The organism is Enterococcus sp. AZ156, assembly GCF_051714165.1.
Classification (GTDB): Bacteria; Bacillota; Bacilli; order Lactobacillales; family Enterococcaceae; genus Enterococcus_B; species Enterococcus_B pernyi.
Map to the genome: position 1 here is coordinate 257253 of NZ_JBIORI010000001.1, position 23635 is coordinate 280887.

Below are 23635 nucleotides of genomic sequence, written 5' to 3' on the forward strand. Positions count from 1 at the left end.
CAAAATGAAGCGTGCAGTAAGAATGGGCATTGATGTAGGCGGTACCCATACAAAAGCAGTCGCAATCGACAATGCGACACATGAAGTCATCGGTAAATCATCTGTTAAAACAACGCATCACCATCCAGAGGGTGTAGCTGCAGGGGTCGTACAATCGTTCCAAAATTGTTTGCAAGAAAATCAGATCAGCCCCGAGGATGTTGTTTTTGTCGCGCATTCTACAACTCAAGCAACGAATGCCTTGATTGAAGGAGATGTGGCAAAAGTAGGAGTGATCGGAATGGCAAAGGGCGGGTTCGAAGGTTTTTTGGCAAAAAGACAAACTCGATTAGCACCGATTGATTTAGGGAATAATCGAAAAATAGACATTGCAAATGTGTTCTTGCCAATCAAACAATTGACAAATGAACGAGTGTTAGAGACGATTGCTACACTTAAAAAAGAACAGGCGGAAGTTTTAGTTTCTTCCATGGCTTTTGGCGTAGATAATAGTGAACCAGAACAAGTCATCTATTCACTTGCTTCGGAACAAGGGATACCAACAACGATGGCTTCTGAAATCACAAAGCTTTATGGTTTGACGAGACGAACACGAACGGCAGCGATCAATGCCTCGATTTTACCTAAAATGTTAGAAACAGCGACATCAACTGAACGTTCCGTTCGAACTGCCGGTGTCAATGTTTCTTTGATGATCATGCGTGGTGATGGTGGTGTAATGGAAATTGCTGAAATGAAGAAGCGACCAGTATTAACGATGCTTTCAGGTCCAGCTGCCTCTGTCATGGGTTCTTTGATGTATTTACGTGCCTCGAATGGTGTGTATTTTGAAGTTGGAGGGACAACGACTAATATTGGTGTTATCAGGAATGGGCGTCCAGCCATCGATTACTCAGTGGTCGGCGGTCATGCGACCTATATTTCATCGTTAGATGTTCGTGTCTTAGGTGTGGCCGGTGGTTCAATGGTTCGGGCAGATCGCACAGGGATCCTTGATGTGGGACCACGTTCAGCCCATATTGCTGGATTGGATTATGCTGTATTCACACCGATTGAAAAAATCGATCAACCGAAAATCGTTTTTTTCTCACCCATTGAGGGAGATCCGGCTGATTATGTCAAAGTGATTTTGGCAGACGGAAAAGAGGTCACTATTACCAATACATGTGCAGCGAATGTTCTTGGGCTTGTCCAAGAAGAACACTTTTCTTATGGTGATCCACAAGCCGCAAGAAAAGCCATGGAAGCTTTAGCAGCTTATTGTCAGACTTCTGTGGAAGATATCGCTGAGCAGATCATGGCAAAAGCTTATGCCAAAATCGAACCAGTGATTTTGGAACTGGCAGAAAAATATCAATTGGAAAAAGAGCAAATCTCCTTGGTTGGGGTAGGCGGTGGAGCAGCGTCCTTGATTACTTATTTTAGTCAGAAAATGGGTGTTAAGTATTCAATACCAGAAAATGCGGAAGTGATCTCATCTATCGGTGTGGCATTAGCGATGGTGAGAGATGTGGTTGAACGAATCATTCCTTCTCCAAGTAAAGAAGATATTCGAGGATTGAAAAATGAAGCGATGAATAAAGCAATCGAATCTGGCGCTACACCAGAATCGATTGAGGTCCATGTTGAAATTGATCCACAGACATCGAAAGTGACGGCAATTGCTACAGGTTCAACGGAAGTCAAAGCGACTGATTTAACAAAGCAGATCAGTGAAACAGAGGCGTTGACATTAGCTGCAGAAGATTTACGGATGTCCCTCAAAGATGTTCGTTTATTAGCGAATACTGACTACTTCTATGTGGTTGGGGAAAATAGTCCAGAACATTCAATCGGCGCATTACGGATCATCGACCAAAAAGGATTCATCAAAGTTCAAAGAGGGTATGCAAAATGTCTGAAAACTACAGCTGAACAGTATCTCTCCGCTGTCCAACAATTATGGGAAGAACTTGCGGTCTATCAGACGGAGCTGATTGCTCGACCGGAATTTTATCTATGTATCGGCGCGCGTGTCGCAGATTTTTCAGCGACAGAATTTGAACAACTACAACTCTTGATGGAGTTAGAAATCGCGATGTTGGAACCAGCGGAAGAAGTGATCGTGATTGCGGGAAATATCAAGCAAAAGTAAACTAGATGAGTTGATTTCAAAATTAATGACGATTTCTGATAAACAGTGGTGTGATTATCAATTTAAACGAGAGATTTTAGTAGGGAAACTCTCACTTTCTGAGCAACGAGCATGGGGAGAACTGGCGAGACAATGTGGAGAAAGGTTAGCAGAACTGATTTATCGAAAGTACCATACAAGAAATATTCATGCGCTTTGTCGTACATTAAATGTCGCTATCTCCTATGGAGAAACAGCATGGCGGAATGATCGTTTGACACTCGCCACTTACGATGAAACAACGGGGATCTGTTTAATGACAGAACCAATCCAGAAGTTTGAACAGGAAAAGATCACTGCTCTCCCACTGGAACAAGTGACTTCTTTGATTTTAGCACATGAATTGTATCATCATCTTGAAACATGCGATCCTACATTGTATACCCAACAGAAAACTGTAGAACTATGGCGATTTTTTGGGTATCGCCATCAGTCTAAGATCCGAACATTGAGTGAGATTGCAGCGATGAGCTTTTCGGAGAAGTTGAATAACGTAGGATTTTCACCATATGTGTTAGAAGTCGCTATGATTTGGCCGTATGATCCTCTACTCTGTGAGCGACTTGTTCAGTCATTGTAAATCTATTTGAATAAGGCAAAAGAAGGCGCAAACGTTCCTAAAAATTGCGGAGCGTTACGCCTCTTTTGAATCATCCTTCAGAGGATGCTTCAAAATAATTCGGATAATGAAGGATCACTTGTTCTTGTTCCTCAATGATCATATGGAGGTGGAGGTTACAAAGAAATCCCACTTCATCAAGTGCGTGTTCTTTCATGGCTCTCAATAAGATTTGATGTTCATCTAATACACGGCCCCAATCTAATTCAGAAATCGTCAAACGCAACCAACGGAAACGATCTAAGCGAGTGCTATAGATTTCAAGCCAAGTCCATATTTCTTCTTTCCCCGCAACTTTGTAACACATTTGGTGAAAGGCTTTATCCAAAAGAAAGAAGGTTTTTTTGTCTTGTGCCAAGATGGCTTGATCCGTCTGTTCTAAAATCATCTCCAAGCGTTGATGAGCGGTATCGTTCATTTTAGCACTGCACTCTTGTAAAATCGGTTGTTCTAATTTTTCTCGCATGTAACGTGCCAAGTCTGCGGAACGTATGTCGATTTTTGAGATATATGTACCGGATTGAGGAATTGTTTTGATCAATTCCTGATTTCTAAGTTGGATCAATGCTTCTCGAATTGGCGTGCGTCCAATCGTTAGTTGTTCTTCTAAGATTCTGTCGGAAATCTTACTCCCTGGAGCTAATTCAGAATAGATGATTTGTTGTCTGATAGCTTCGTATGCTTGTTGTTGCAAATTGTTCCCCATAGAACACCCCTTTCAAAAAGTTATATCCAGTATAGCATATCCTTTACTAGGAACAGAATAAGGGAGGAAGCAATAGGAACAGCGAACGGAAACACAAAAATAGAGCCGCAAACAATTGGTTTGTCGACTCTTTTCAATACATATCCATAGTGCGAACATCTCATCCTTTCACGAAAGCAACAGTCAATCTGGGCGAACTTCCTGCAGTTGTTTGACACGACCACCGATTTGATTGGCAAAGGTTTCTGATTCTTTTTTGTCTTTGAAGACAAGCAAGTTTTCCGGGTTTTTTTCACGTGTGCGACAGCCAGTTTTATCAATATAACCGTGTAGTACTTTCACGACATACATCATAATCACCTGCTTTTTTTCTTTCCATTATACAAATCGGGGGTTAAAAGGCAAGAATAAACACTTATTTTTTATTTTATTTTATTTTATTTTATTTCTGTTGCAGAATCAGGGGCTGCGTCGATGTTTGCATAAGTTTTAAACAGACTATCCAAGCTAGGGTTGACACGGCTTAGTTTGACTAAACGTTGATTTTCTGCAAGTAAGAAACAGTGCTGGCTTGTACCGGTCGTCCGTAAACGCTGATCTTCTGTGTCGTAGATCTCATAACGGAAATTCAAGCGTGTGCCTGTGTAGCTTTCGATAATCGGTTGGATCAAGATTTTGTCCCCATAACGGATCATCTCTTTGTATTCGCAACTTACGCCTAGTACAGGGATGATGATGCCTTGTTCTTCGATTTTCTTGTAACTAAAATCCAAGTGTTCTAACAAGGCAACACGTGCTTCTTCGAACCAGCGGATATAGTTGCTGTGGTGAATGATACCCATTTGATCGGTTTCATAATAAAAAGGCTCTCTAAGGTAGCCGGTATATTTTTCCATTGTTATGCTCCTTCTTATCTTTGACTAAAATAATGCATCCATTTTGGGATGTACTGACTGATTTGAGTCGGTAAAACGACATACTGCTCTTTTGCTAATTGATCGCCGATAAAGCTATGCAAATAGACAGCGGCACTGATCGTTTGGTCATTTTTTGGAAACTGAGCTAAAAAACCAGCAATCATGCCAGCTAACGTATCCCCCATACCACCTGTTGCCATAGCTGGTGTACCTGCTGTATTGTAATAGATGCCATTTTGCCCATAGATCGTTGTTTGATGACTTTTTAAAACCAGAGATGCCCCTAATTCTTGTTGCTTCTGCTGATTATTCTCTTCAGATTGCTCATCTAAACGCAATCCACTGACGCGTTGCCATTCCATTTGATGGGGTGTGAGAACGGTATGCTCTGGATAAGGAAGCTCCAGCGAATACGTAGCGAGCAGTGTCAAAGCAGAACCATCAATGACTAACCATTGTTTTTCTGTTTGATTTGTCAGGACAAATTGCAGAAGTTCAAGGCTTTGTTGGTTGGTCCCTAATCCCGGACCAATCAGTAAGACATCGGCATCTTCAAAAGCCGAATGCCATGTTTCTTTATTTGTCCAATCCCCTACCATTGCCTCTGGTAAATGACTATGGACGGTCACGTGATTATTAGGATCTGTTACAACAGTTGTCAAGCCAGCCCCACTATGGACAGCTGCTAAAGCGCTCATGATGATCGCACCGCCAAACTGTTCATTTCCGCCAATCAGTACGACTTTTCCAAACGTACCTTTATGGGATTCCACAGGACGAGGAGTAATCACTTGTTGGAGTAATCGTTCATTTAATTCCATGAGAAAACCTCCTTTTTTTCATTATAGCCCATAATATTTAGGGAAAAAACTGTTTCGTTTATCCGTTGTCTGATTTTTTAAACAATTTGTCTGATTTATGTTATGATGAACTCGTAGACTGAATGAGTGGAGGAGTAACTTTATGACAATCAATTGGCAAAAAGAAGTCGAAGCACGTAAAGAAGACTTGCTTGAAGACTTAAAAAATCTTTTACGCGTAAGCAGTGAACGTGATGATTCAAAAGCAACTGCAGATGCACCATTTGGACCTGGGCCTCGTGACGCATTGAAACACATGCTTGCTTATGGTGAACGTGATGGCTTCGTTGTAAAAAACGTGGACAATTACGCAGGACACATCGATCTAGGTGAAGGAGACGAAACCTTAGGGATTTTTGGGCATATGGATGTTGTGCCTGCTGGCGATGGTTGGGATACTGATCCTTACGAACCAGTGATCAAAGACGGAAAAATCTTTGCTCGTGGGTCAAGTGATGACAAAGGACCAAGTATGGCTGCCTATTATGCGATGAAAATCATCAAAGACCTAGATTTAGAATTATCGAAAAAAGTTCGCTTTGTCGTAGGTAGTGACGAAGAAAGTGGTTGGGCAGATATGGCTTACTACTTTGAACATGAAGAAGAACCTGATTTCGGTTTCTCACCAGATGCGGAATTTCCGATCATCAACGGAGAAAAAGGCAATGTTTCTTTCGCATTCCGTTTTAAAGGCGATAATGCCGGTGACTATGTATTGAAATCATTTACGTCAGGTTTACGTGAAAACATGGTGCCAGGAACAGCGATTGCAAAAATCGAAGTACCAAGCGCAGATGCAGCAGTTGCTTTAGAAAAGGCATTTTATGAATTTGTTGAAGCAAACCCAATCAACGGTTCGATCGAAGCAGAGCATACATTTGTTACGATCAACGTAGTCGGAAAAGGAGCACATGGCGCAAGCCCACAATCTGGGATCAATGCCGGCTCTTTCTTAGCGAGCTTCCTTGATGATTATGAATTTATTGGTGCAGCTAAACAATTCATCCATGTGGCAGCTACTTACGTCCATGAAGACTTTTATGGTGAGAAATTAGGCGTTGCCCACGAAGACGAAAAAATGGGTAAACTAACAATGAACGCTGGGTTGTTTGCGTTTAAAGAAAATGGTTCAGAAGACGATAACTATATCAACATGAACTTCCGTTTTCCTAAGGGCACAACCACAGATGAATTAGAAAGCAAACTGAACAAAACAGTAGCAGACGAAGGTGCGTCAGTTACTCGTGGTGCCCGTGTAATGGAACCACATTATGTACCAATGGATGATCCGTTGGTTGAAACATTATTACAAGTCTACGAAGATCATACCGGCGAAAAAGGCTACGAACAAATCATCGGTGGCGGCACATACGGACGCTTATTAAAACGCGGTGTTGCGTATGGCGCAATGTTTCCAGGCTACACAGATACAATGCACCAAGCAAATGAATTTATGAGTCTAGATGACTTATTCCGTGCTACAGCGATTTATGCAGATGCCATCTACCGTTTGGCACGTTAGATAAATAATTTAGTCGTTTTTTATTTTTTTCGATCGTTGAAATAAGCCTAAAATCAATAAAGTAAATTTTTAAAAGATGCTTGAAAAAGTTGAAAATAGAAATGGTGGTGTGATTTTGGTGTGATATTTTTTGAAATATCGCCAAAAATCACACCGCTTTTTTATTTCCCAGAATTACTACTGTTTAACCTGTCTGATACGATATTAATAACATCCGTAGCAGTCTCGTTTTGAATATGTGTATAGTATTCTGTCATAGTTTTATTTTTATGGCCCAAATAAGCTGCGGCATGTTCTTTAGGGACACCAGCAATTGCTGCTTGAGTTGCAAAAAAGTGCCTTAACATGTGCGGAGAGATTTTTATATTACAACTCTTTGAAACCTTATCAAAGAGCCGATTTAATTGACTAGGAAAAAATGGATTACATGTTGTGGGATTTAGCAAGAGAAAATCTTCTTGGTGTAAAATTTGTCCATAGTCTTTTTTTATTTCTTTCGCTTCATGAATAATACACTCGATTGCTTCTGTACCTTTTTTGTCTAAAACGATGTATCTATTACTACTTGAGGTTTTGAGCCCGCCTTTACCATATTTTTGAGTTCGCTGTGTGCGACTATCCGCAATGTGTAGTGTTGCTAATTCTGGATGGTCACTGTAACGAATTGAAGATAAACGTAATCCGCATACTTCACCTCGACGTAAACCAAAAACACAAAGATAAATCATAGAAAATTCGTATTTTGTCAATATTTTTTCTGCCATCTTCATCCATTGTTGATATTCTTGAAGAGATATACGTTTATTCTTTTCAGGAAGAGTACCACTTCCAATAATTACTCGTTGCAATCGATTACGTTCAAGAATACCGTTGTAAACAGCATCATTCAACAAAGCCATAAACATGATATGGATAGATTGAACAGATCGTCGTCTCAATTTTTCAAGTTTTTGGTTAATGAAAATCTCGTAAGTATCTCGTTTTATTTTACTTAATGGCATATTACCAAATATAGGTTCAATATGTTTTTTGAAAAGAGAATCATTACTACACCTAGATTCAATAGACCAAACGTGAGACATAGTTTTACGATTTGCATATTCTTTATAATATTCTGTTACAGTTAATTTGTGAGACCGAATGTAATCTATTTCGGATTTATCGATGCTTTCTTCAATTTCTCTTAGTCGGGCTTTTGCATGTGCAATAGTTTTAAAACCAGATTCATCAATAATATTTTCTTTACCGGCTATACGCACTTTTTTACGTATACGATAACGAGTACCTGCTTTTATTTCATAAATAAGTATATTTGGATATTTTGTTTTTCTATATTTTGCCATAGTATTCTCCTTTTGCTCCCGGACAGAATGCTTTAGAGAATTTGGCACCACCTCCTAAACGGCATGGCCAAGATGCTTAATTATAAAAAACACTCCATTTCTAGAGGAATTCCATAAAATCTAAGGATGTCTTGTTTCGTTGGACAGTAGAGTTCGTCTATATGTGAACCATCTATCAATAAATGGGTTGCACCGCAATTGGCTTGAGCTTCTATTTTAGATGTAGAAGAAAGACTGCTTGCGGTCATTTGTGCTGTGTTATCATCTGGATGAAAAATAGCGTGAGTCAATTCATGACCGCAAACAAAAAGCATTTTTTGATAAGGCAATTCTGCGTTTAAATGGATAAATTTACATCGTCGATTTTTTGTATAAAATCCATATACTTCCTCACCAAAATAGCCATATAGAACAGTGATACCTTTCTTTTCAGCTATTTTGAATGGATCATTGGTCCCATAATGCTTTTTCAATTTCTTTATTTTATACGGCACGTCTGATAAAAGCATATGACAATTCCCCCAGTTTGTTACTGTTGATTACCACGATATTTTTTAGGAGTATATTTCTTCTTTGCGAGAGCTTTTCCGATACGTAATGATTCTTCAATCGAAGAAAGAATTGCGGCACGTGCTTCAGGGGAAAGTTCTTCCGTATCTTTAGAAAAAGCAATTGCATCGGAATTTTTCATATCTTCGATAATCAGTTCTAATTCTCTTTGAATATCTCTTTCATCTTTTTCAGTGAGGTCGTAGTAGCGACGTTTATCAGTTCTTCCCAATAAGTAATCAGTACTAACATCAAAAAAATCTGCTACTTTTTGTATTTTATCTCCAGATGGAGTACTTTTATTCCAATTTCTTAAACTTCCAGCGCTAAAATCTAGCTTTCTTTCTAATTCTGCTCTGGTCATTTTTTTTTCTTTAATAAGATTGTCAACTCTATCTAAAAGCATTGTTTTATTCCTCCTAGACTACAAAAAAGTAAAATTTTACATTTTTAAGTTGACTTATGTAAAATATTGCATTATACTTTATTTGTAAGCAAGATATTTAAGACGCACAAAAAGCAAATAAGTAATCACTTAATAGTCTCCCCAGACATAAGTAAAGCTCACATTTTGTGCGCTGTATTTCCTATGCTTACATTATGCAATATATTACATCGAGTGTCAATCTTAAAGTAAAAAAACAATGTAAAATTTTCGTTTCAAAAAGGAGATGATATTTAATGACTTTAAAACAACAAGTATTAATTGCATTAGTCAAGAAAGGTTGGAGTCAACGAGAATTAGCTCGCCAAATGGGTATATCAGTTACTTATTTACGAGATATCTTCACTGAAAAAAGAAAACCAAAGGAACGTTTGAAACAAATCGAAGAACTTTTAGATATTAATTTAGGAGTGGACAACGATGAACCTATTTGCAACTGATTTTGTCGAGTCATTCAAAGAAATGTTGAAGTCTGTATTAAGGAAAGCTATTCGTGAAATTTTAGATGAAATAAACGACGAGGAAAAATTCCTTCTCAATAGAAAAGAAATTTCAGCCGCTATCGGCTGTGACCCAGATACTTTTGACAAATCGTTTCGTTACCTTGAAGGATTTCCTTATCACATAAAAGGAAACACTGAATGTTGGAATAAAAAAGAAGTATTCGAATATTTACACAAGCATAAATTAATTAGATGAGACTCCCGGACAGAGTGTTGTAAGTATTAAACATGTATATTGTTCTACACTCATCACTTCCGAAAAGAGGAGTTGCGATTTCCTTCAAAAACTACAAAAAAAAAAACTAAATTCGCACATATACCTACTTGCATGAGCAACTCCTCTTCTTGGAGGTGGTGACGGTGAGAGACAAAGGAGGTGAGAAAAATGGAAGAATATGCAGAAAAGCAAAAGGAAATATTAGATATCAAGTTAAACATTTTAAAGATGGCTGAAAAAGCTATGGAAGATGCTGTAAAAGAAGAAAACTCCGCAATGGTTGCAGCCATTGCAGAGCTCTTAAAAAATTACTAATGAAAGAGGGAAAAGATGAAGGAATTAATATTAATGATAGCATTAGCTATTTATTTGATCGTTGCAATACCTCTGTTAATAGACAATTATCGAATAATAAAAAGAATAGAAAAATACAAAAAAAGAAAATAGATAAAAGAATACTATTCTATTTTTTACTAGAATTTTTAATTGTTTTTATCAATATTTTTCCAGTTTCACGAATTGCTTTTTCTGGAGTATCTTCTTTAACCCAAAGTAAGCTTGAAGCAATATCAGTTTTAACAACGAATGTTTCTTCGTATTCTTGTTTATTAACGTCTTCGTAAGAAAGTATTACAGTAAGTGTTTCTTTGTAATTTGGTTCGATAAACGAAGTGAATTTTTGTCCTGGGGCTATAGTTCCACCGATAAGTGAAGAAAATTTAAATCGGTCCGTATATTTGTCTAAGTTTTTGTCAAAAGAAATTCTATTTACTTTAGCAGCAGTCTTTCCAAAATTTTTTATTACAAAAAACTTATGTTCTGGATTTTTTTGCGAGTACTCCACATAAAAAGATAGATAGGGTCTACTTTCAGCTTTTATATTTTCTTCAGTAATTTTCAATGATTTTCTTGTCTGAAGAATAGAAATCACTGAAATTACTAAAGATACTACTATTGCTATTATCTGAATCCAATCAGAAATACTCATATGTTTTTACCTCCATTTCTATAAAAATATTTTATCAAATAGAAATGGAGAAATTCAATAAACGAAGGAGGTATTAAATGACCTTACAAGAGCATCAATACTTGATGCGAGCACTAAATCAGAAATACCACAAAGAAATGAAACCTAGATTACTAGGGGAACAATGGCGTGAACGCCAGAAGAAGTGGCAAGAAATAAAAAAGTGACTCAGCCGTCAAAAGCAATGAGTCACAAACCAAAAATTATATCGGGAGAATTATATCACATGAATAAAAAAATTGAAAATCTTATTGATGAATTAATCGAAGAATGCAACAAACAAGACGTTCCAGTTCTTTTATCAGTTAAGGGGGAATTTCAATGAAAAAAACACGAATTAATGTGAAGGGAGCATATGTCCTCGTTGGTGTGGGTATGTGCTTCGCCACTATTAACATTCGATATGGTTGGATTTACTTCATTACTTTAGTTTTGACTTATTTTGCTAATTCTACACTCAAGGAAGTGACTGAGCATGAATAATTTTGTACAGTCACTAGACAATTATATTACCAATCCGAATTTTGGGAATCCTACCAAAGAAGATAATTATGGTTTGAAATTAGAACCTAGAAAAAATGTGCTAACTAGTGAACATCTAGATAATGACCAAGATGACTTCGGAAACTTCGTATACAAATATGACCAAATGCATTTGATACATCTAACCAAACAAACGAATCGTCCAGAATGGGTAATAGTTACTCGTGATGGTTTGTTAGATGTATTAGATGAATACGATGGTTACTGGATAGAAATTTTACCTGCAGGTAAAGGAAAAGACTTTATTCGAGAAATGGAGTTGATATTTGGTGAGTGAAGAAAAAGAGAATATATTTCTAAATCTAAATGCTGTTAACGTAAATCCATACGTTGAAAAAAAGAAAACAGGAAGTACTGAATTGTCCTATCTTTCATGGGCGTGGGCATGGAAAGCTGTTAAAGAACGTTATCCAGACGCTACCTATCGAATTTTGAAATTTGAGAATAACTTGCCCTATGTGTTTGATGAGAACACAGGATATATGGTTTTTACCGAGGTCACAATAGATGGGATCACGCATGAAATGTGGTTGCCAGTCATGGATAACTCAAACAAAGCAATGAAATCAGAGTCTTATACGTACGACACAAGAAACAAAAAGGGTATAACAGTTGAAAAAGCTTCAATGTTTGATGTCAATAAGACGATTATGCGTTGTTTAGTAAAAAATCTAGCGATGTTTGGATTGGGTCTTTATATCTATGCTGGTGAAGATTTACCAATGTTGCCAAAGGCAACGAAGGAGCAACGAGATGAGGCTAAGAAACTAGTTGCTGAAAATGCAAGGCTTGCTAAGATGACACAACAAAAAGCGATGACGAGATTCTTAACGAATATACAATATGCTGGGAAATTTGAAGATATTGATGTAGAAACTTGTGAGGTATTGATACAAACAGCTTCCGATGCGCTAGTAAAAATGAAAGCAAAAGTAAAGGAAGAGCAACAGAAAGAAGAGTCATCAGCATCAACTGAACATGATGAAATAATAAACGATCAACAGGATTCTTTATTTGATCCTACAAATCCACCAATGTGAAGTGATTAGATGCAACAATCATTCGTTATAACAAACTACAACAAAGAAAAACGATTGTTAACTGTACAGTTAAAAGAAGACTTAAATATTGAGCGATTAAAAACGATGTATTCGAATGATTTACGTGCAGTTTTAGGTGTTCTGAAGCTACCAGATCCTCGAAGGTTTAGCGAAGCCCAAAGGCTTTTATATTGGGCTTTGCTAGGAGATATCCATAGATGGTCTGGTACTTCAACAAGTCAGTTAAATGATTATTTCAAAGAAGAGTATGTGATCCAGTATTTTACAGAAATAAGTGTCGCAGATAAATCAGATGCAAGTGTGGCAGAGGTGAATAACTTAATTGAAATGGTACTTGATTTCATGTTTGAATGGAATGTTCCTTTTCCACGATCTTATGAAATTTTACCAAAGCATGAACAGTTTTATCACTATCAATGCTGTAAACACCGCAAATGTGTCATATGCGGACAATCTGGAGCAGATATTCACCATTTAGAAGCGGTAGGCAATAGAAAGAGATCACAAGTTGATCATCGCAAGTTTCCGTTGACAGCATTATGTCGGAAACATCATAACGAGGCGCACAATATGGGTGTTACTCAATTTATGAATAAGTATCAAATTCATCCTATTTATTTGAATAGCGCAGATTTGATACGAATTGGTGTGATGAATATGAATCAAATAAGAAGCTTTGATGATAGATATAAGCAAGAAAGAGGTACTCATGAGTAAGTTACTAATTGATGATTATCCTATTCAAGTATTGCCTAAATTAGCGACAGTCATTGGGCTGAACGAAGCAATTATTTTGCAACAGCTCCATTATTGGTTGAATAGCAAAAGTGCAAAAATGATTAAAAATAGGAGATGGATTCATAATACTTATGAAGAATGGCAAGGACAATTTCCATTTTGGAGCATAGCAACAGTTAAACGCACTTTGACTTCTTTAAGTAAGCAGAATCTAATAATTAAAGAAAATTATAACAAAGCAGGATTTGATAAAACGATTTGGTATTCCATTGATTATGACAAGCTCAAAGAGGTGACCCAACGATTGGGTCAAAATGACCCGACGGATGGGTCAAATTGCACCAATGGATCAGGTCAAAATGACCTCACCAATACCATAGACTTCCCAGAGACTACCACAGAGACTACAAGCATGCTAGCAGCGATGGCTCAGATCTCACAACTTTACCAACAAAAAATTAAACCAATGGATAGTCCTCAAAACATCGATCGAGTGCAGAGCTTTCTAGAAGACGGTGTCGCCCTTGAGGTTATTCTATACGCCATTGAGATTTCAGCAAGAGATGGCGGACATACGGCTGGGTATGTGGTTAAAAAGCTGAATGATTGGCAAAGACGTGGTGTCAAAACGGTAGACGATGCGAAGTTAGCAGACGAAGCGTGGAAGGCTGAAAATTCGCCTAAATCGTTCAAAAGGAATCCTGTTAGGAAAGAGCCTATCCCCAAATGGTTAGCAGACTATGAAGAACAAGAAAGGCTCAGACAAGAAAGAGAAGCGCATCGATATGACGATGTTCCTTTCTAGATGTGAGGTGATACTTTGAAAGAATATAACTATCTCAAGCTGTTAAAAAAACTGGGGGAATGTAAACAAGGTGATGAACGTCAATGTTTGCAAGAAGTTTATAGACAGCTAAAAGATTTAACCGAAGACCAAATAAAAAATGATCCTTCGAGCTGGAGCAAATTGCGTGTTTACTATGCGCTATACGTAGATCCTACAAAGCTAGAACGTGTCCTTGAGAAGCGAGAAGATGGACTTCATACACAAAAGAGGAAGTATTCCCTTTTAACATTCGATGAGTGTTACCGAGGGTTACAGAAACATTTGGAAATCCAACAAAAAGGAGTGGTCGTGTAGGTGGGACAGCCAAAACAAACAGGTGGGACACCTAAGAAAAGGCCGAGATTTTCGCTTGATGATGAAATGATAGAACAATTTACTTTGATGTATGAGCAAGATGCTAAAAAGGCAAAATATCGAATCTATCCATCGGATACGTTGAAGAAAATCATTAACGAAGCGTACACAGTGCGTAGGGCATTTAGAAATTAGCAAATGGAGTAGTGATATGGTTCTTACAAGGCAAGAAAAACGAGAGCGAAGAAAACGGATGCTAGAAATCATTGGCAGTCGTTCTGTTGAAGAATTATCTGATCAAGAATTGAAATTAGTACAAGAAATTGCTGAAACGATTGGTGCAGACACAATGGACGAATCCAAACCATTACCAAAAATGGATTTTGATTGCTTTACTTACGAGGACTATCGAAGCCTAAGAGAAGTTGGTTACTCTGTCAAAGCTATCCGTGAAGCGCTCGGAGGAATTGGAAACACAACCTGGTCAAAATGGCGTGAAGTAAACAAAGTGAAGGAGAGAGAGCTATGACATACGTCGTAAAAGCCATGTGTTACATGGATGAAGAGAATAATGGGAAAACTAGATTGTCGCATGCTAAGCGCTATGAAACAAAGGAATTAGCTGAACTAGCAGCATATGTTTGCGGTGGTGAAGTAGTTGAGGTGATTACTCCCCCAAATAATCAAAAGAAGATTATCAAAACAAAAAGAAGTAAAGCTAATCAAGCTTGGATGAAAAATAGGTAAATAAAAAATGAGTAAAAAAAAGAAATTTATTCCAGAAGTTGATCAAGAAGTCGAATGCTTTTGTTGTGATTCAAAGCGTGAGACACCATGGCTATATCCGTATGAAAGACGGCTACGAGGTCCAGAAAGAGCCGTTGTATTATGTTTATTTTCCAGAGATAACTGTGTCAGCAGGCATTGAAGAAGCTTATCTAATGAAAACTCGTAATGGAGTTGAATTAGCCGATAATAATGACTTCGACGATATGAAGTTTACAGAACGCGAAATCAAAGCAATCGATGAAAGATACTGGGCATTTGCCGTGCCGGTGGAAGAGGAAGCAGAATAATTTATCCTTTTATCTTTATTGTACTTTTCATTGTCATGTTAGTAATTATCCAAGAGGAGAATAAAAATTAATGGGTAAAACAAAATCAAAGATCAAAAAGAAAAAGCGCCGTTTGGAACAAAAGGCCATTCAGAATGGGATGGCTAATGCAAAGCATTTGAAGAAGGGAGAAAAACAGAGTGAATCTACAAAAATTTGAAAATAACTTATTTAAATTAGCAGTTAAAACTGAAAATGGAGAAACATTATTTGATGTAGAAACAGTCGCAAGAAGTTTGGGATTTACTCAAATAAAAAGCAGAAAAGAATATATCCGATGGGAAACAGTAAATAAATATTTGAGGAAATATCTTTCCCAAGAAGTTGGGAAAAACGACTTTATCAGTGAACCAATGGTGTATAAACTAGCATTCAAAGCAAATAATGCTTTAGCTCAAAAATTCCAAGACTGGTTAGCAACAGAAGTCCTACCACAAATTAGAAAACACGGTATGTATGCCACAGACGAACTACTAGACAATCCTGATTTATTGATTGAGGTAGCAACTAAGCTAAAAGAAGAACGAACTAAGCGATTGATAGCCGAACAAAAAGTAGCGGAGTATGAGCCTAAAATCACTTACCTTGATACAATTCTAGCTTCAAAAGATACCGTAAGTACCACTCAGATTGCGGCAGATTATGGTATGTCTGCCATCCAATTAAATAAACTATTACATCAATTAAGCGTACAACGAAAAGTTAGTGGTCAATGGTTACTTTATAAAAAGCATATGAATTGCGGTTATACAAAATCACATACAAGCGAAATCAAGCAATCTGACGGTACGGTTAAAATAGTTATGAGTACGAAGTGGACACAAAAAGGTAGATTATTTATTTACAATTTATTGAAAGATGAAGGACATTATCCCCAAATGGATTTATGGGATAACGTTTCCTAAAAAGAACATAAAAATAGACAGCCAGTAATTGGCTGTCATTACATAAAAGGGTAATTGTTTAGAAGCTTCTCTAATTATAACACAAAAGGAGCGTTTTTGCTTGATGAATTTATTACGAGAAGTCAATTTCAAACAAACAAGGGATAATGCTAGAAGTGTTTTAAAGAATTTTAGACGTTTAGAGCGCATAGCAGGTCGCTCTTTGGTAGATATTAAATCACCAGTTATAACAGATATGCCCAAAGTTCCTAGTCATGGAAACAGAGCAGAAGATGCCATGATCCAATTAGCAGATGCTGAAACAGAACGAAATGCGATTCTAGGAGCTTTAATGGCACTTAGTTTGATTAGCCGACAGATACTTTATTATAGTTTCTGCGACGTTGAAAAGCATTCAAATTATGAAATCGGTCAATTGATTTGCGGTTACGGAGAGAAAAATGTAGAGAAATTAAAATCCAATGCACTAATTGAATTTGCAGAAGCGTATAAAAAAGGATCGTTGATTGCTTATCTATAATTTTGTAGGATTTTTATAGGGATTTTGTAGGGAAAGTGTAGGGTTTTTGAACGATTTAACGTGATATTATGATAGTGTCGAAAGATTAGGAAACAGGACTTCGACAAAAACAATTTGAAGGGAGGAAATCTCCCTCATCGTTGTAATTAAGCTTTGACAGACAGCAACCAAACAAAAATACAGTAAAGGAAGTGGAAACGCTCCTTACTATGTGTTTCTCTATTTGTTTCAACTGGTTGCTGTCTGTTTAATTGATGTATCGGAGGTAATCATATGGATTTAGAAAAAGAAAAACAATTTTTGTTAGAGGAAAATAAACATTTGAAAGAGACTTTAAAAGTTTATCAAAATCATTTAGAGAAAGTGATTGAGTGTCGCTCAGTAGAACATTATAGATCAGTTGTACAAAAAAATAGAGAAGCAGATAAAACTGCTCCTCATGGCAATTAACCTTTGTGGCATGGCCTACAGCAATAATAGCAACCATCAAAGGACTTTTCGGGGTATTCTTGTTTAGCTGTAGCGATAGCATCTCTACAACTATCTTCTAATCCAATATATGTCCGATTATAAATATCGGGAAGAAATTTACAATCATCTGTATGGACTTCATGACGATTGTGTTCATCAACATTATCGTTGAAAAAATAAAACTGCATATTATTCACCTTTGTATAATTATTTCAGCGGATCACTTGCTGATAAAAAAATTATATTATGGACATTTATTTTCATCATTTAATGCTAGTAATGGTTAGGAGAATTGTTCTATGACTCTTAGAGCTGATAAACATGGCGCTCACCGTGTTGCATTCGATAAGAATAGAAAGAGACTGCTTAAGACTGAGAATGTTTGTGGGATTTGTGGAAAACCAATCAATAAGAATTTGAAAGCTCCTGATCCAATGAGTCCAGTTATTGATCATATTATTCCTATAAGCAAAGGCGGTCATCCTTCAGCGATTGAAAACTTACAGCTGGCGCATTGGACTTGTAACAGACAGAAGTCAGACAAACTATTCAATAATAAAAAAGAAGAACAAAAAGTAATAGGGAACAGGAACCTTCCTCAAAGCCTTGATTGGGCTTTATATAGAGATTAAAAGCAAATATGTATAAAAGTTATTAAAAACAAAATCAAAAGCCGTGAGTGAGAGAATATGGGGGCATACCACCCCCTCCGGTGGTTGATTCGTACTTCACGCAGTCACTGTACATTTTTTCTCGCGCGAACTTTGAAAGGAGTTGATTAAATGGAATTGCAAGGCATTGAATACTTGCGAAATAAGTTAAACACGCACAAAAGTCGTGTGGATATGCGTTATAAGCAATATGCGATGAAACATTATGATCCACCTATTGGAATAACAATTCCGCCAGCTATCAGATCAAAATATCGATCAGTTTTGGGGTGGTGTTCAAAAGGCGTGGATGCCCTCGCTGATCGTCTAGTTTTTCGTGAATTTGCTAATGATGATTTTGAAGTAAATGAAATTTTTCAAGCCAATAACCCAGATGTGTTTTTCGATAGCGCAGTGCTTTCAGCTTTGATTGCATCTTGCGCTTTTGTTTATGTCTCAAAAGGTGAGGATGATATGCCACGTTTACAAGTTATTGAGGCGATCAATGCAACTGGTGTCATTGATCCGATTACTGGTTTGTTGATAGAAGGATATGCGGTGCTTGAAAGAGATAAGTACAATAGCCCGACCATCGAGGCGTATTTTGGTCCCGGATATACAGATTATTATTATGCTGATAGCAGTATTGAAGATAATCGAATTGAACATAATTTTAACTATCCGTTATTGGTTCCGGTTATTCATCGACCGGATCCTGTTCGTCCCTTTGGGCGTTCACGCATTACTCGTTCAGGAATGTATTATCAGCGCTATGCTAAACGAACACTTGAACGAGCTGATGTGACTGCTGAATTTTATTCGTTTCCACAAAAATATGTTGTGGGTACAGATCCTGATTCTGAACCGCTTGATAGTTGGAAAGCCACTGTATCAGCGATGCTTGAATTTACAAAAGGTGAAGACGGCGAGAAACCAACGCTTGGGCAATTCACGACATCAAGCATGACACCTTTCACCGAACAACTGAAAACAGCAGCTGCTGGCTTTGCTGGGGAAATGGGTCTGACGATGGATGATTTAGGGTTTGTTTCTGATAATCCATCTAGTGTGGAAGCAATTAAAGCGAGTCATGAAAATTTACGTTTGGCTGGTCGAAAAGCACAGCGTTCGCTTGGCTCAGGCTTGTTGAATGTTGCTTATGTCGCTGCTTGTTTACGTGATGAGTATCCTTATTATCGCTATCAATTTAATAAAACTATTCCTAAATGGGAACCGCTGTTTGAAGCGGATGCCAATTCACTTTCATTGATTGGTGATGGGGTAATTAAATTAAATCAAGCGATTGAAGGATATGTGGATAGTGAAGTTCTAAGAGATTTGACGGGAATTAAGGGAGCTGAAAGCAATGGATAGTGATATTGTACCAGCTTTACTTGAAGACATTCAGGAGGCGTTTAATGAGCGTACTTATGCAAGTAAGAAATTGAAAAAAATAGTGAAGCGTTTAAAGAACAAAAGAGCTACCTATCTGGATGCGAACCATTTTGCAATAGAAATAGGTGAAATTTTGTCCGATGTTTTAAGAACCAAAATCACTACGGAAGTTCTTCCAGATGGCAAAATGTACTTCAATATCGCTGATAGAATTTTAAATCCAACAATGAAAAAAAATTACGATTTGATTTCTAATTTTATCGTTGATGTACAAACAGAACTGAATCGTACGGCGAAACTAAGATTAAAAGGACAAATTCCAGAATTTAATCAAGATCGTATTGATGGGATAATCAATCGAATTTCAAACGAGGAAGATTTTGAATCAATCAAATGGCTTTTAGATGAGCCGATTATAAATTTTAGTCAAAGCATTGTAGATGACGGAATCAAAACCAATGCGGGGTTTCATGCAAAAGCAGGCCTACAACCTCAAATTACTCGTAGAGTTTCAGGACATGCTTGTGAGTGGTGTCAGAACTTATCTGGGACTTATGATTATTATGAAGTGCCAGACGATATTTACAGACGACACGAGCGTTGTAGGTGCACAGTAGATTACAAACCAGGGGACGGAAGGCAGCAAGATGTTTGGTCTAAACGATGGAAAGACCCTAAAAAACAAGAGAAAATTAGTGTACGAAAAATGTTGAATATAAGAAAAGAGGGATAAGCATTGGATTTTCAACAAGCAAAACGAAAAAAAGAACGTGGTCAAACTAATGAAGAATTCTTGAAATGGGTGTTCGAAGAAGTAAAAGATTTTGAACAAATCTCTATCACAGTTGAATATCCTTCTGGTTCGATAGAAACCTTTTTTAGTCAAGAAGAAAGTTTATCGTTGGTTGGAATGTTAGAAGTTGGAAAACAACAAATATTGACAGATATGCAATATTAGGCATAATTACTAGGCTTTTTATCATCCCAGCGACAGGGTTATCATGCATGATTGAGATTGAAGGGGGATATTTATGACTACTAAAGCACGACTTGGTAATCAGCATCCTACTCAATCGGTAATATTGCCATATGACAAATCTCTATATCAAGAAGCGGTTGATTATTATCAGCGGACGGGTCGTAAATGCTACGAATGGCAAGTAAATATGCTAAAGGCGATCATGGCTATTGATGATGATGGATTATGGGTTCACCAAAAATTTGGATTTTCTATACCTCGTCGGAATGGTAAAACGGAAATTGTTTACGATCTCGAAATATGGGCGTTGGAAAATGGACTAAACGTCTTGCACACGGCTCATCGAATCAGCACGTCTCATTCTTCATTTGAAAAACTCAAAAAATATCTTGAAGAATGTGGTTATGTGGAAGGAACAGATTTCAATTCGATTAAAGCTAAAGGACAGGAACGGCTAGAGTTATATGAAACAGGTGGTGTGATCCAATTTCGGACTAGAACATCTAGCGGTGGGCTTGGTGAAGGCTTTGATTTTCTGGTTATTGACGAAGCCCAAGAATACACAACTGAACAAGAGTCAGCCTTGAAATATACCGTTACTGACAGCGAAAACCCGTTGACTATTATGTGCGGAACTCCGCCAACACCCGTTTCAAGTGGTACAGTGTTCACTAATTATCGCGAGAACACGTTATTTGGGAAATCAAAGTATTCAGGCTGGGCAGAATGGTCGGTTGATGAAATCAAAGATATTCATGACGTGGAAGCTTGGTATAATTCCAACCCTTCAATGGGATATCATTTGAATGAACGAAAAATTGAAGCCGAACTCGGTGAAGATAAGTTAGATCATAATGTTCAGCGACTTGGATACTGGCCAAAATACAACCAAAAATCAGCCATATCAGAAGCTGACTGGCAAGCACTAAAAGTGAATGCTTTGCCTGTATTGAAAGGTCCGTTATACGTTGGAATTAAATACGGAAACGATGGAGCGAATGTCTCGATGAGTATTGCTGTGCGAACTTTGTCCGGAAAAATATTCGTTGAAGCTATCGACTGTCAATCAGTCAGAAATGGAAATCAATGGATCATCAATTTTCTTAAAAAAGCCAATGTAGAGAAAGTGGTGATCGATGGAGCAGGTAGTCAAAATATCCTTGCTGAAGAAATGAAGGATTTCAAACTAAAAGAGCCCATTTTACCAAAAGTATCAGAAATCATCACTGCCAATTCACTTTGGGAGCAGGGGATTTTTCAAAAAGGAATCTGTCACTGCGATCAACCATCGCTGACACAAGTCGTTACGAACAGTGAGAAAAGAAATATTGGTTCAAACGGTGGGTTTGGTTATAAATCGCAATTTGAAGATATGGATATCAGTCTTATGGATAGTGCGCTTTTAGCACATTGGGCTTGTAGTATCAACAAACCTAAGAAAAAACAACAAATTAGGTATTAAACGATTATCAATTTTGATAGTCGTTTTTTTAATACACAAAATTACCGAACTGCCGGGCAAGCAGGAGAAAGGATTTTTATCATGACATTTAAAATAATTGAAACACAAGAGGAACTGGACCGAATTATCCAGGAGCGATTGAATCGTGAGAAAGAGAAATTTGCAGATTACGATGCAATTAAGACACACAATGCGGAATTAGAAAATGAAATCGGTACTTTGAAATCAACCATCGAAGAAACAAACGCTGCTACAAAGACTCATGAGCAAACAGTGGCTGATCTAAATAAAAAAATTGCTGAATATGAAACGGCAAGCTTGCGAACTAGAATCGCATTGCAAAACGGATTGCCCATTGATTTAGCGGATCGATTGGTCGGAGATGATGAAGAAAGTATCAAAGCTGATGCAGAACGTTTGGCTGGATTTGTCGGCAAAAAGCAACAAACACCTCCACCTATGAAAAGCACTGAAAAACCTTTGGAAGAAGGAAAAGATGTATCATACAAAAACTTAATTGAAAATCTTAATTTAGAAGGAGAATAATATTATGGCAACTTTATCAAAAGGAAGTTTATTTGATCCAGAATTAGTATCAGACTTAATCAACAAAGTAAAAGGAAAGAGCTCGTTAGCTACGCTTTCTCAACAAAAACCAATCCCATTTAATGGTCAAAAAGAATTCACTTTTACGATGGATTCTGAAATTGATATCGTGGCAGAAAATGGACAAAAAAGCCATGGTGGTGTTTCGCTTGCACCAGTAACTATTGTTCCAATCAAAGTTGAATATGGCGCTCGTATTTCTGATGAATTTATTTATGCTTCAGAAGAAGAACAAATTGATATTGTCAAAGCATTCAATGATGGGTATGCTCGCAAGCTTGCACGTGGGCTAGATTTAATGGCATTTCATGGAATTAACCCTCGTTCCGGTACGGCATCAGCTATTATTGGCGACAATCATTTTGATAGCAAAGTAACTCAAACCGTTGATTTTAATGCTGCGGATCCAGATGCAAATGTTGAGGCTGCTGCTTCATTAATTCAAGGTGCAGAAGGTGTGATCTCTGGTATGGCGATGGACCCTCAATTTTCATCTGCTTTAGCGGCTTATAAAGTGAATGGCGTCAAACAATTCCCAGAATTAGCATGGGGAGCAAACCCAGGAACTGTACGTGGTATTCCTACTGATATCAATCGGACTGTATCAAATGGTAAAGATGATTTAGTAGTAATTGGTGACTTTGCTTCAATGTTCCAATGGGGATATGCAAAAGAAATTCCGCTGGAAGTTATCAAATATGGCGATCCTGACGGTAGTGGAAAAGACTTGAAAAATTATAACCAAGTATACTTACGTTCTGAAACTTACTTAGGTTGGGGGATTATGGATGGTAATAGCTTTGCTCGTGTTATTAAACCAGTCGAAAGTGGAGGCGGAGAATAATGGAATATAAGAATACGAAAACAGGGGCTACGTTCAGTAGCCCTTGTGTCATTTCTGGTGGCGACTGGGTTCTTGTTGAAGATAGCAAAAAGACAGAACAGTCTAAAAAAGAAATGGAAAAACAAGAAAAGCAAGATCCACCAGAAGACAAAGTGAGAGAAGTTGCTGAAAAGCAAGTCGAAGAAGACAAAACAGGCGATCCAGCTTTTGACTCAATCACTGTTCCTCAAATCAAGCAAGAACTAGATGCTTTTGGTATTAAGTACAGTGCCACTGCTAAAAAACAAGAGTTGTATGACTTAATGATGGCGCAAGGGAAGTGAT

The 23635-nt window shown here is 37.5% G+C and carries 37 protein-coding genes; 29 read left to right on the forward strand and 8 right to left on the reverse strand.

Annotated elements, in window-relative coordinates; genetic code table 11:
- Positions 1-4 precede the first annotated feature (4 nt).
- Together IGJ95_RS01250 and IGJ95_RS01255 are read left to right on the forward strand one after the other, a co-directional pair.
- On the forward strand, positions 5-2134 hold the full coding sequence (locus IGJ95_RS01250) for a hydantoinase/oxoprolinase family protein (protein WP_010736545.1): 2130 nt from the start codon (positions 5-7) through the stop codon (positions 2132-2134).
- Positions 2109-2753, forward strand: coding sequence for a hypothetical protein (locus IGJ95_RS01255; protein ID WP_023518970.1), 645 nt, complete (start codon positions 2109-2111; stop codon positions 2751-2753). The genes IGJ95_RS01250 and IGJ95_RS01255 overlap by 26 nt, the downstream gene beginning before the upstream one ends.
- Before the next feature lie 70 nt (positions 2754-2823).
- Here the strand turns inward: IGJ95_RS01255 and IGJ95_RS01260 are convergent, their stop codons facing one another.
- From IGJ95_RS01260 to IGJ95_RS01275, 4 genes are all read right to left on the reverse strand, one after another.
- Positions 2824-3498, reverse strand: coding sequence for a GntR family transcriptional regulator (locus IGJ95_RS01260; protein ID WP_438761259.1), 675 nt, complete (start codon positions 3496-3498; stop codon positions 2824-2826).
- A gap of 183 nt (positions 3499-3681) precedes the next feature.
- Positions 3682-3852 carry a hypothetical protein gene (locus IGJ95_RS01265; RefSeq protein WP_010736542.1) on the reverse strand — a complete coding sequence of 57 codons (171 nt, stop codon included), beginning with the start codon at positions 3850-3852 and terminating at the stop codon, positions 3682-3684.
- An 83-nt stretch (positions 3853-3935) separates the two neighbouring features.
- A complete protein-coding gene (locus IGJ95_RS01270; RefSeq protein ID WP_010736541.1) occupies positions 3936-4394 on the reverse strand; it encodes an acyl-CoA thioesterase in 459 nt (152 codons plus the stop codon).
- 14 nt (positions 4395-4408) lie between these two features.
- Positions 4409-5236, reverse strand: a complete 828-nt coding sequence (locus IGJ95_RS01275; RefSeq protein WP_023518972.1) for an NAD(P)H-hydrate dehydratase — start codon at positions 5234-5236, stop codon at positions 4409-4411.
- A gap of 142 nt (positions 5237-5378) precedes the next feature.
- On the opposite strand from IGJ95_RS01275, the gene pepV reads away from it, so the two are divergent.
- Positions 5379-6797 (forward strand): dipeptidase PepV, encoded by a 1419-nt coding sequence (gene pepV, locus IGJ95_RS01280; protein WP_438761261.1) that lies wholly within the window; start codon positions 5379-5381, stop codon positions 6795-6797.
- A 161-nt stretch (positions 6798-6958) separates the two neighbouring features.
- Here pepV and IGJ95_RS01285 read toward each other — a convergent pair whose 3' ends face one another.
- The 3 genes from IGJ95_RS01285 to IGJ95_RS01295 all read right to left on the reverse strand — a co-directional run bounded on the left by IGJ95_RS01285 (position 6959) and on the right by IGJ95_RS01295 (position 9095).
- Positions 6959-8140 carry a tyrosine-type recombinase/integrase gene (locus IGJ95_RS01285; protein ID WP_438761263.1) on the reverse strand — a complete coding sequence of 394 codons (1182 nt, stop codon included), beginning with the start codon at positions 8138-8140 and terminating at the stop codon, positions 6959-6961.
- 80 nt (positions 8141-8220) lie between these two features.
- Positions 8221-8649 (reverse strand): ImmA/IrrE family metallo-endopeptidase, encoded by a 429-nt coding sequence (locus IGJ95_RS01290; RefSeq protein WP_438761265.1) that lies wholly within the window; start codon positions 8647-8649, stop codon positions 8221-8223.
- Between the two features lie 20 nt (positions 8650-8669).
- A complete protein-coding gene (locus IGJ95_RS01295) occupies positions 8670-9095 on the reverse strand; it encodes a helix-turn-helix domain-containing protein (RefSeq protein ID WP_438761267.1) in 426 nt (141 codons plus the stop codon).
- A 275-nt stretch (positions 9096-9370) separates the two neighbouring features.
- On the opposite strand from IGJ95_RS01295, the gene IGJ95_RS01300 reads away from it, so the two are divergent.
- The 3 genes from IGJ95_RS01300 to IGJ95_RS01310 all read left to right on the forward strand — a co-directional run bounded on the left by IGJ95_RS01300 (position 9371) and on the right by IGJ95_RS01310 (position 10169).
- Entirely contained in the window at positions 9371-9574 is a 204-nt protein-coding gene (locus IGJ95_RS01300) for a helix-turn-helix domain-containing protein (RefSeq protein WP_438761269.1), read from the forward strand.
- On the forward strand, positions 9555-9833 hold the full coding sequence (locus tag IGJ95_RS01305; RefSeq protein WP_438761271.1) for a hypothetical protein: 279 nt from the start codon (positions 9555-9557) through the stop codon (positions 9831-9833). Before IGJ95_RS01300 ends, IGJ95_RS01305 begins: the two co-directional genes overlap by 20 nt.
- Before the next feature lie 189 nt (positions 9834-10022).
- On the forward strand, positions 10023-10169 hold the full coding sequence (locus tag IGJ95_RS01310; RefSeq protein ID WP_438761273.1) for a hypothetical protein: 147 nt from the start codon (positions 10023-10025) through the stop codon (positions 10167-10169).
- 148 nt (positions 10170-10317) lie between these two features.
- On the opposite strand, the gene IGJ95_RS01315 is transcribed toward IGJ95_RS01310, so the two are convergent.
- On the reverse strand, positions 10318-10842 hold the full coding sequence (locus IGJ95_RS01315) for a hypothetical protein (RefSeq protein ID WP_438761275.1): 525 nt from the start codon (positions 10840-10842) through the stop codon (positions 10318-10320).
- Between the two features lie 77 nt (positions 10843-10919).
- On the opposite strand from IGJ95_RS01315, the gene IGJ95_RS01320 reads away from it, so the two are divergent.
- From IGJ95_RS01320 to IGJ95_RS01430, 23 genes are all read left to right on the forward strand, one after another.
- The gene (locus tag IGJ95_RS01320; protein WP_438761277.1) at positions 10920-11048 is read left to right on the forward strand and encodes a hypothetical protein; all 129 of its coding nucleotides are present in this window, start codon (positions 10920-10922) and stop codon (positions 11046-11048) included.
- 154 nt (positions 11049-11202) lie between these two features.
- Entirely contained in the window at positions 11203-11364 is a 162-nt protein-coding gene (locus IGJ95_RS01325; RefSeq protein ID WP_438761279.1) for a hypothetical protein, read from the forward strand.
- On the forward strand, positions 11357-11701 hold the full coding sequence (locus IGJ95_RS01330) for a hypothetical protein (protein ID WP_438761281.1): 345 nt from the start codon (positions 11357-11359) through the stop codon (positions 11699-11701). The genes IGJ95_RS01325 and IGJ95_RS01330 overlap by 8 nt, the downstream gene beginning before the upstream one ends.
- Complete coding sequence (locus IGJ95_RS01335; RefSeq protein WP_438761283.1) at positions 11694-12464, forward strand: DUF1071 domain-containing protein; 771 nt, start codon at positions 11694-11696, stop codon at positions 12462-12464. Before IGJ95_RS01330 ends, IGJ95_RS01335 begins: the two co-directional genes overlap by 8 nt.
- Before the next feature lie 9 nt (positions 12465-12473).
- On the forward strand, positions 12474-13202 hold the full coding sequence (locus IGJ95_RS01340; RefSeq protein WP_438761285.1) for a putative HNHc nuclease: 729 nt from the start codon (positions 12474-12476) through the stop codon (positions 13200-13202).
- Positions 13195-14028, forward strand: coding sequence for a DnaD domain protein (locus IGJ95_RS01345; protein WP_438761287.1), 834 nt, complete (start codon positions 13195-13197; stop codon positions 14026-14028). The genes IGJ95_RS01340 and IGJ95_RS01345 overlap by 8 nt, the downstream gene beginning before the upstream one ends.
- A gap of 15 nt (positions 14029-14043) precedes the next feature.
- Complete coding sequence (locus IGJ95_RS01350; protein WP_438761289.1) at positions 14044-14364, forward strand: hypothetical protein; 321 nt, start codon at positions 14044-14046, stop codon at positions 14362-14364.
- Positions 14365-14559 (forward strand): hypothetical protein, encoded by a 195-nt coding sequence (locus IGJ95_RS01355; protein ID WP_438761291.1) that lies wholly within the window; start codon positions 14365-14367, stop codon positions 14557-14559.
- Between the two features lie 16 nt (positions 14560-14575).
- A complete protein-coding gene (locus IGJ95_RS01360; protein ID WP_438761293.1) occupies positions 14576-14893 on the forward strand; it encodes a hypothetical protein in 318 nt (105 codons plus the stop codon).
- The gene (locus tag IGJ95_RS01365) at positions 14890-15111 is read left to right on the forward strand and encodes a hypothetical protein (protein ID WP_438761295.1); all 222 of its coding nucleotides are present in this window, start codon (positions 14890-14892) and stop codon (positions 15109-15111) included. Before IGJ95_RS01360 ends, IGJ95_RS01365 begins: the two co-directional genes overlap by 4 nt.
- 65 nt (positions 15112-15176) lie before the next feature.
- A complete protein-coding gene (locus IGJ95_RS01370; protein WP_438761297.1) occupies positions 15177-15440 on the forward strand; it encodes a DUF1642 domain-containing protein in 264 nt (87 codons plus the stop codon).
- 70 nt (positions 15441-15510) lie between these two features.
- Positions 15511-15639, forward strand: a complete 129-nt coding sequence (locus tag IGJ95_RS01375) for a hypothetical protein (RefSeq protein WP_438761299.1) — start codon at positions 15511-15513, stop codon at positions 15637-15639.
- Complete coding sequence (locus IGJ95_RS01380) at positions 15620-16384, forward strand: phage antirepressor (protein WP_438761301.1); 765 nt, start codon at positions 15620-15622, stop codon at positions 16382-16384. The genes IGJ95_RS01375 and IGJ95_RS01380 overlap by 20 nt, the downstream gene beginning before the upstream one ends.
- Positions 16385-16487: 103 nt before the next feature.
- Positions 16488-16904: an ArpU family phage packaging/lysis transcriptional regulator gene (locus IGJ95_RS01385; protein ID WP_438761303.1), complete on the forward strand. Its 417-nt coding sequence runs from the start codon at positions 16488-16490 to the stop codon at positions 16902-16904.
- Between the two features lie 273 nt (positions 16905-17177).
- The gene (locus IGJ95_RS01390; RefSeq protein ID WP_438761305.1) at positions 17178-17354 is read left to right on the forward strand and encodes a hypothetical protein; all 177 of its coding nucleotides are present in this window, start codon (positions 17178-17180) and stop codon (positions 17352-17354) included.
- A gap of 320 nt (positions 17355-17674) precedes the next feature.
- On the forward strand, positions 17675-18007 hold the full coding sequence (locus IGJ95_RS01395; protein ID WP_438761307.1) for an HNH endonuclease: 333 nt from the start codon (positions 17675-17677) through the stop codon (positions 18005-18007).
- Positions 18008-18157: 150 nt separating this feature from the next.
- Complete coding sequence (locus IGJ95_RS01400) at positions 18158-19399, forward strand: hypothetical protein (protein WP_438761309.1); 1242 nt, start codon at positions 18158-18160, stop codon at positions 19397-19399.
- The gene (locus IGJ95_RS01405; protein WP_438761311.1) at positions 19392-20153 is read left to right on the forward strand and encodes a hypothetical protein; all 762 of its coding nucleotides are present in this window, start codon (positions 19392-19394) and stop codon (positions 20151-20153) included. Before IGJ95_RS01400 ends, IGJ95_RS01405 begins: the two co-directional genes overlap by 8 nt.
- Positions 20154-20156: 3 nt before the next feature.
- The gene (locus IGJ95_RS01410; protein ID WP_137239531.1) at positions 20157-20378 is read left to right on the forward strand and encodes a hypothetical protein; all 222 of its coding nucleotides are present in this window, start codon (positions 20157-20159) and stop codon (positions 20376-20378) included.
- 73 nt (positions 20379-20451) lie between these two features.
- Positions 20452-21861 carry a DEAD/DEAH box helicase family protein gene (locus IGJ95_RS01415; protein WP_438761313.1) on the forward strand — a complete coding sequence of 470 codons (1410 nt, stop codon included), beginning with the start codon at positions 20452-20454 and terminating at the stop codon, positions 21859-21861.
- A gap of 81 nt (positions 21862-21942) precedes the next feature.
- Entirely contained in the window at positions 21943-22407 is a 465-nt protein-coding gene (locus IGJ95_RS01420) for a capsid assembly scaffolding protein Gp46 family protein (RefSeq protein WP_438761315.1), read from the forward strand.
- A 4-nt stretch (positions 22408-22411) separates the two neighbouring features.
- A complete protein-coding gene (locus IGJ95_RS01425; RefSeq protein ID WP_438761317.1) occupies positions 22412-23311 on the forward strand; it encodes a phage major capsid protein in 900 nt (299 codons plus the stop codon).
- Positions 23311-23634, forward strand: a complete 324-nt coding sequence (locus IGJ95_RS01430) for a hypothetical protein (protein WP_438761319.1) — start codon at positions 23311-23313, stop codon at positions 23632-23634. Before IGJ95_RS01425 ends, IGJ95_RS01430 begins: the two co-directional genes overlap by 1 nt.
- Position 23635 lies beyond the last annotated feature (1 nt).

Bases quoted from the DNA above. Each gene is read 5' to 3' on its own strand.
- IGJ95_RS01250 (WP_010736545.1), top strand. From the start codon at position 5: ATGAAGCGTGCAGTAAGAATGGGCATTGATGTAGGCGGTACCCATACA.
- IGJ95_RS01260 (WP_438761259.1), bottom strand. From the start codon at position 3,498: ATGGGGAACAATTTGCAACAACAAGCATACGAAGCTATCAGACAACAA.
- IGJ95_RS01265 (WP_010736542.1), bottom strand. From the start codon at position 3,852: ATGATGTATGTCGTGAAAGTACTACACGGTTATATTGATAAAACTGGC.
- IGJ95_RS01270 (WP_010736541.1), bottom strand. From the start codon at position 4,394: ATGGAAAAATATACCGGCTACCTTAGAGAGCCTTTTTATTATGAAACC.
- IGJ95_RS01275 (WP_023518972.1), bottom strand. From the start codon at position 5,236: ATGGAATTAAATGAACGATTACTCCAACAAGTGATTACTCCTCGTCCT.
- pepV (WP_438761261.1), top strand. From the start codon at position 5,379: ATGACAATCAATTGGCAAAAAGAAGTCGAAGCACGTAAAGAAGACTTG.
- IGJ95_RS01285 (WP_438761263.1), bottom strand. From the start codon at position 8,140: ATGGCAAAATATAGAAAAACAAAATATCCAAATATACTTATTTATGAA.
- IGJ95_RS01290 (WP_438761265.1), bottom strand. From the start codon at position 8,649: ATGCTTTTATCAGACGTGCCGTATAAAATAAAGAAATTGAAAAAGCAT.
- IGJ95_RS01295 (WP_438761267.1), bottom strand. From the start codon at position 9,095: ATGCTTTTAGATAGAGTTGACAATCTTATTAAAGAAAAAAAAATGACC.
- IGJ95_RS01300 (WP_438761269.1), top strand. From the start codon at position 9,371: ATGACTTTAAAACAACAAGTATTAATTGCATTAGTCAAGAAAGGTTGG.
- IGJ95_RS01305 (WP_438761271.1), top strand. From the start codon at position 9,555: ATGAACCTATTTGCAACTGATTTTGTCGAGTCATTCAAAGAAATGTTG.
- IGJ95_RS01310 (WP_438761273.1), top strand. From the start codon at position 10,023: ATGGAAGAATATGCAGAAAAGCAAAAGGAAATATTAGATATCAAGTTA.
- IGJ95_RS01315 (WP_438761275.1), bottom strand. From the start codon at position 10,842: ATGAGTATTTCTGATTGGATTCAGATAATAGCAATAGTAGTATCTTTA.
- IGJ95_RS01320 (WP_438761277.1), top strand. From the start codon at position 10,920: ATGACCTTACAAGAGCATCAATACTTGATGCGAGCACTAAATCAGAAA.
- IGJ95_RS01325 (WP_438761279.1), top strand. From the start codon at position 11,203: ATGAAAAAAACACGAATTAATGTGAAGGGAGCATATGTCCTCGTTGGT.
- IGJ95_RS01330 (WP_438761281.1), top strand. From the start codon at position 11,357: ATGAATAATTTTGTACAGTCACTAGACAATTATATTACCAATCCGAAT.
- IGJ95_RS01340 (WP_438761285.1), top strand. From the start codon at position 12,474: ATGCAACAATCATTCGTTATAACAAACTACAACAAAGAAAAACGATTG.
- IGJ95_RS01345 (WP_438761287.1), top strand. From the start codon at position 13,195: ATGAGTAAGTTACTAATTGATGATTATCCTATTCAAGTATTGCCTAAA.
- IGJ95_RS01360 (WP_438761293.1), top strand. From the start codon at position 14,576: ATGGTTCTTACAAGGCAAGAAAAACGAGAGCGAAGAAAACGGATGCTA.
- IGJ95_RS01365 (WP_438761295.1), top strand. From the start codon at position 14,890: ATGACATACGTCGTAAAAGCCATGTGTTACATGGATGAAGAGAATAAT.
- IGJ95_RS01375 (WP_438761299.1), top strand. From the start codon at position 15,511: ATGGGTAAAACAAAATCAAAGATCAAAAAGAAAAAGCGCCGTTTGGAA.
- IGJ95_RS01385 (WP_438761303.1), top strand. From the start codon at position 16,488: ATGAATTTATTACGAGAAGTCAATTTCAAACAAACAAGGGATAATGCT.
- IGJ95_RS01390 (WP_438761305.1), top strand. From the start codon at position 17,178: ATGGATTTAGAAAAAGAAAAACAATTTTTGTTAGAGGAAAATAAACAT.
- IGJ95_RS01395 (WP_438761307.1), top strand. From the start codon at position 17,675: ATGACTCTTAGAGCTGATAAACATGGCGCTCACCGTGTTGCATTCGAT.
- IGJ95_RS01400 (WP_438761309.1), top strand. From the start codon at position 18,158: ATGGAATTGCAAGGCATTGAATACTTGCGAAATAAGTTAAACACGCAC.
- IGJ95_RS01405 (WP_438761311.1), top strand. From the start codon at position 19,392: ATGGATAGTGATATTGTACCAGCTTTACTTGAAGACATTCAGGAGGCG.
- IGJ95_RS01415 (WP_438761313.1), top strand. From the start codon at position 20,452: ATGACTACTAAAGCACGACTTGGTAATCAGCATCCTACTCAATCGGTA.
- IGJ95_RS01420 (WP_438761315.1), top strand. From the start codon at position 21,943: ATGACATTTAAAATAATTGAAACACAAGAGGAACTGGACCGAATTATC.
- IGJ95_RS01425 (WP_438761317.1), top strand. From the start codon at position 22,412: ATGGCAACTTTATCAAAAGGAAGTTTATTTGATCCAGAATTAGTATCA.
- IGJ95_RS01430 (WP_438761319.1), top strand. From the start codon at position 23,311: ATGGAATATAAGAATACGAAAACAGGGGCTACGTTCAGTAGCCCTTGT.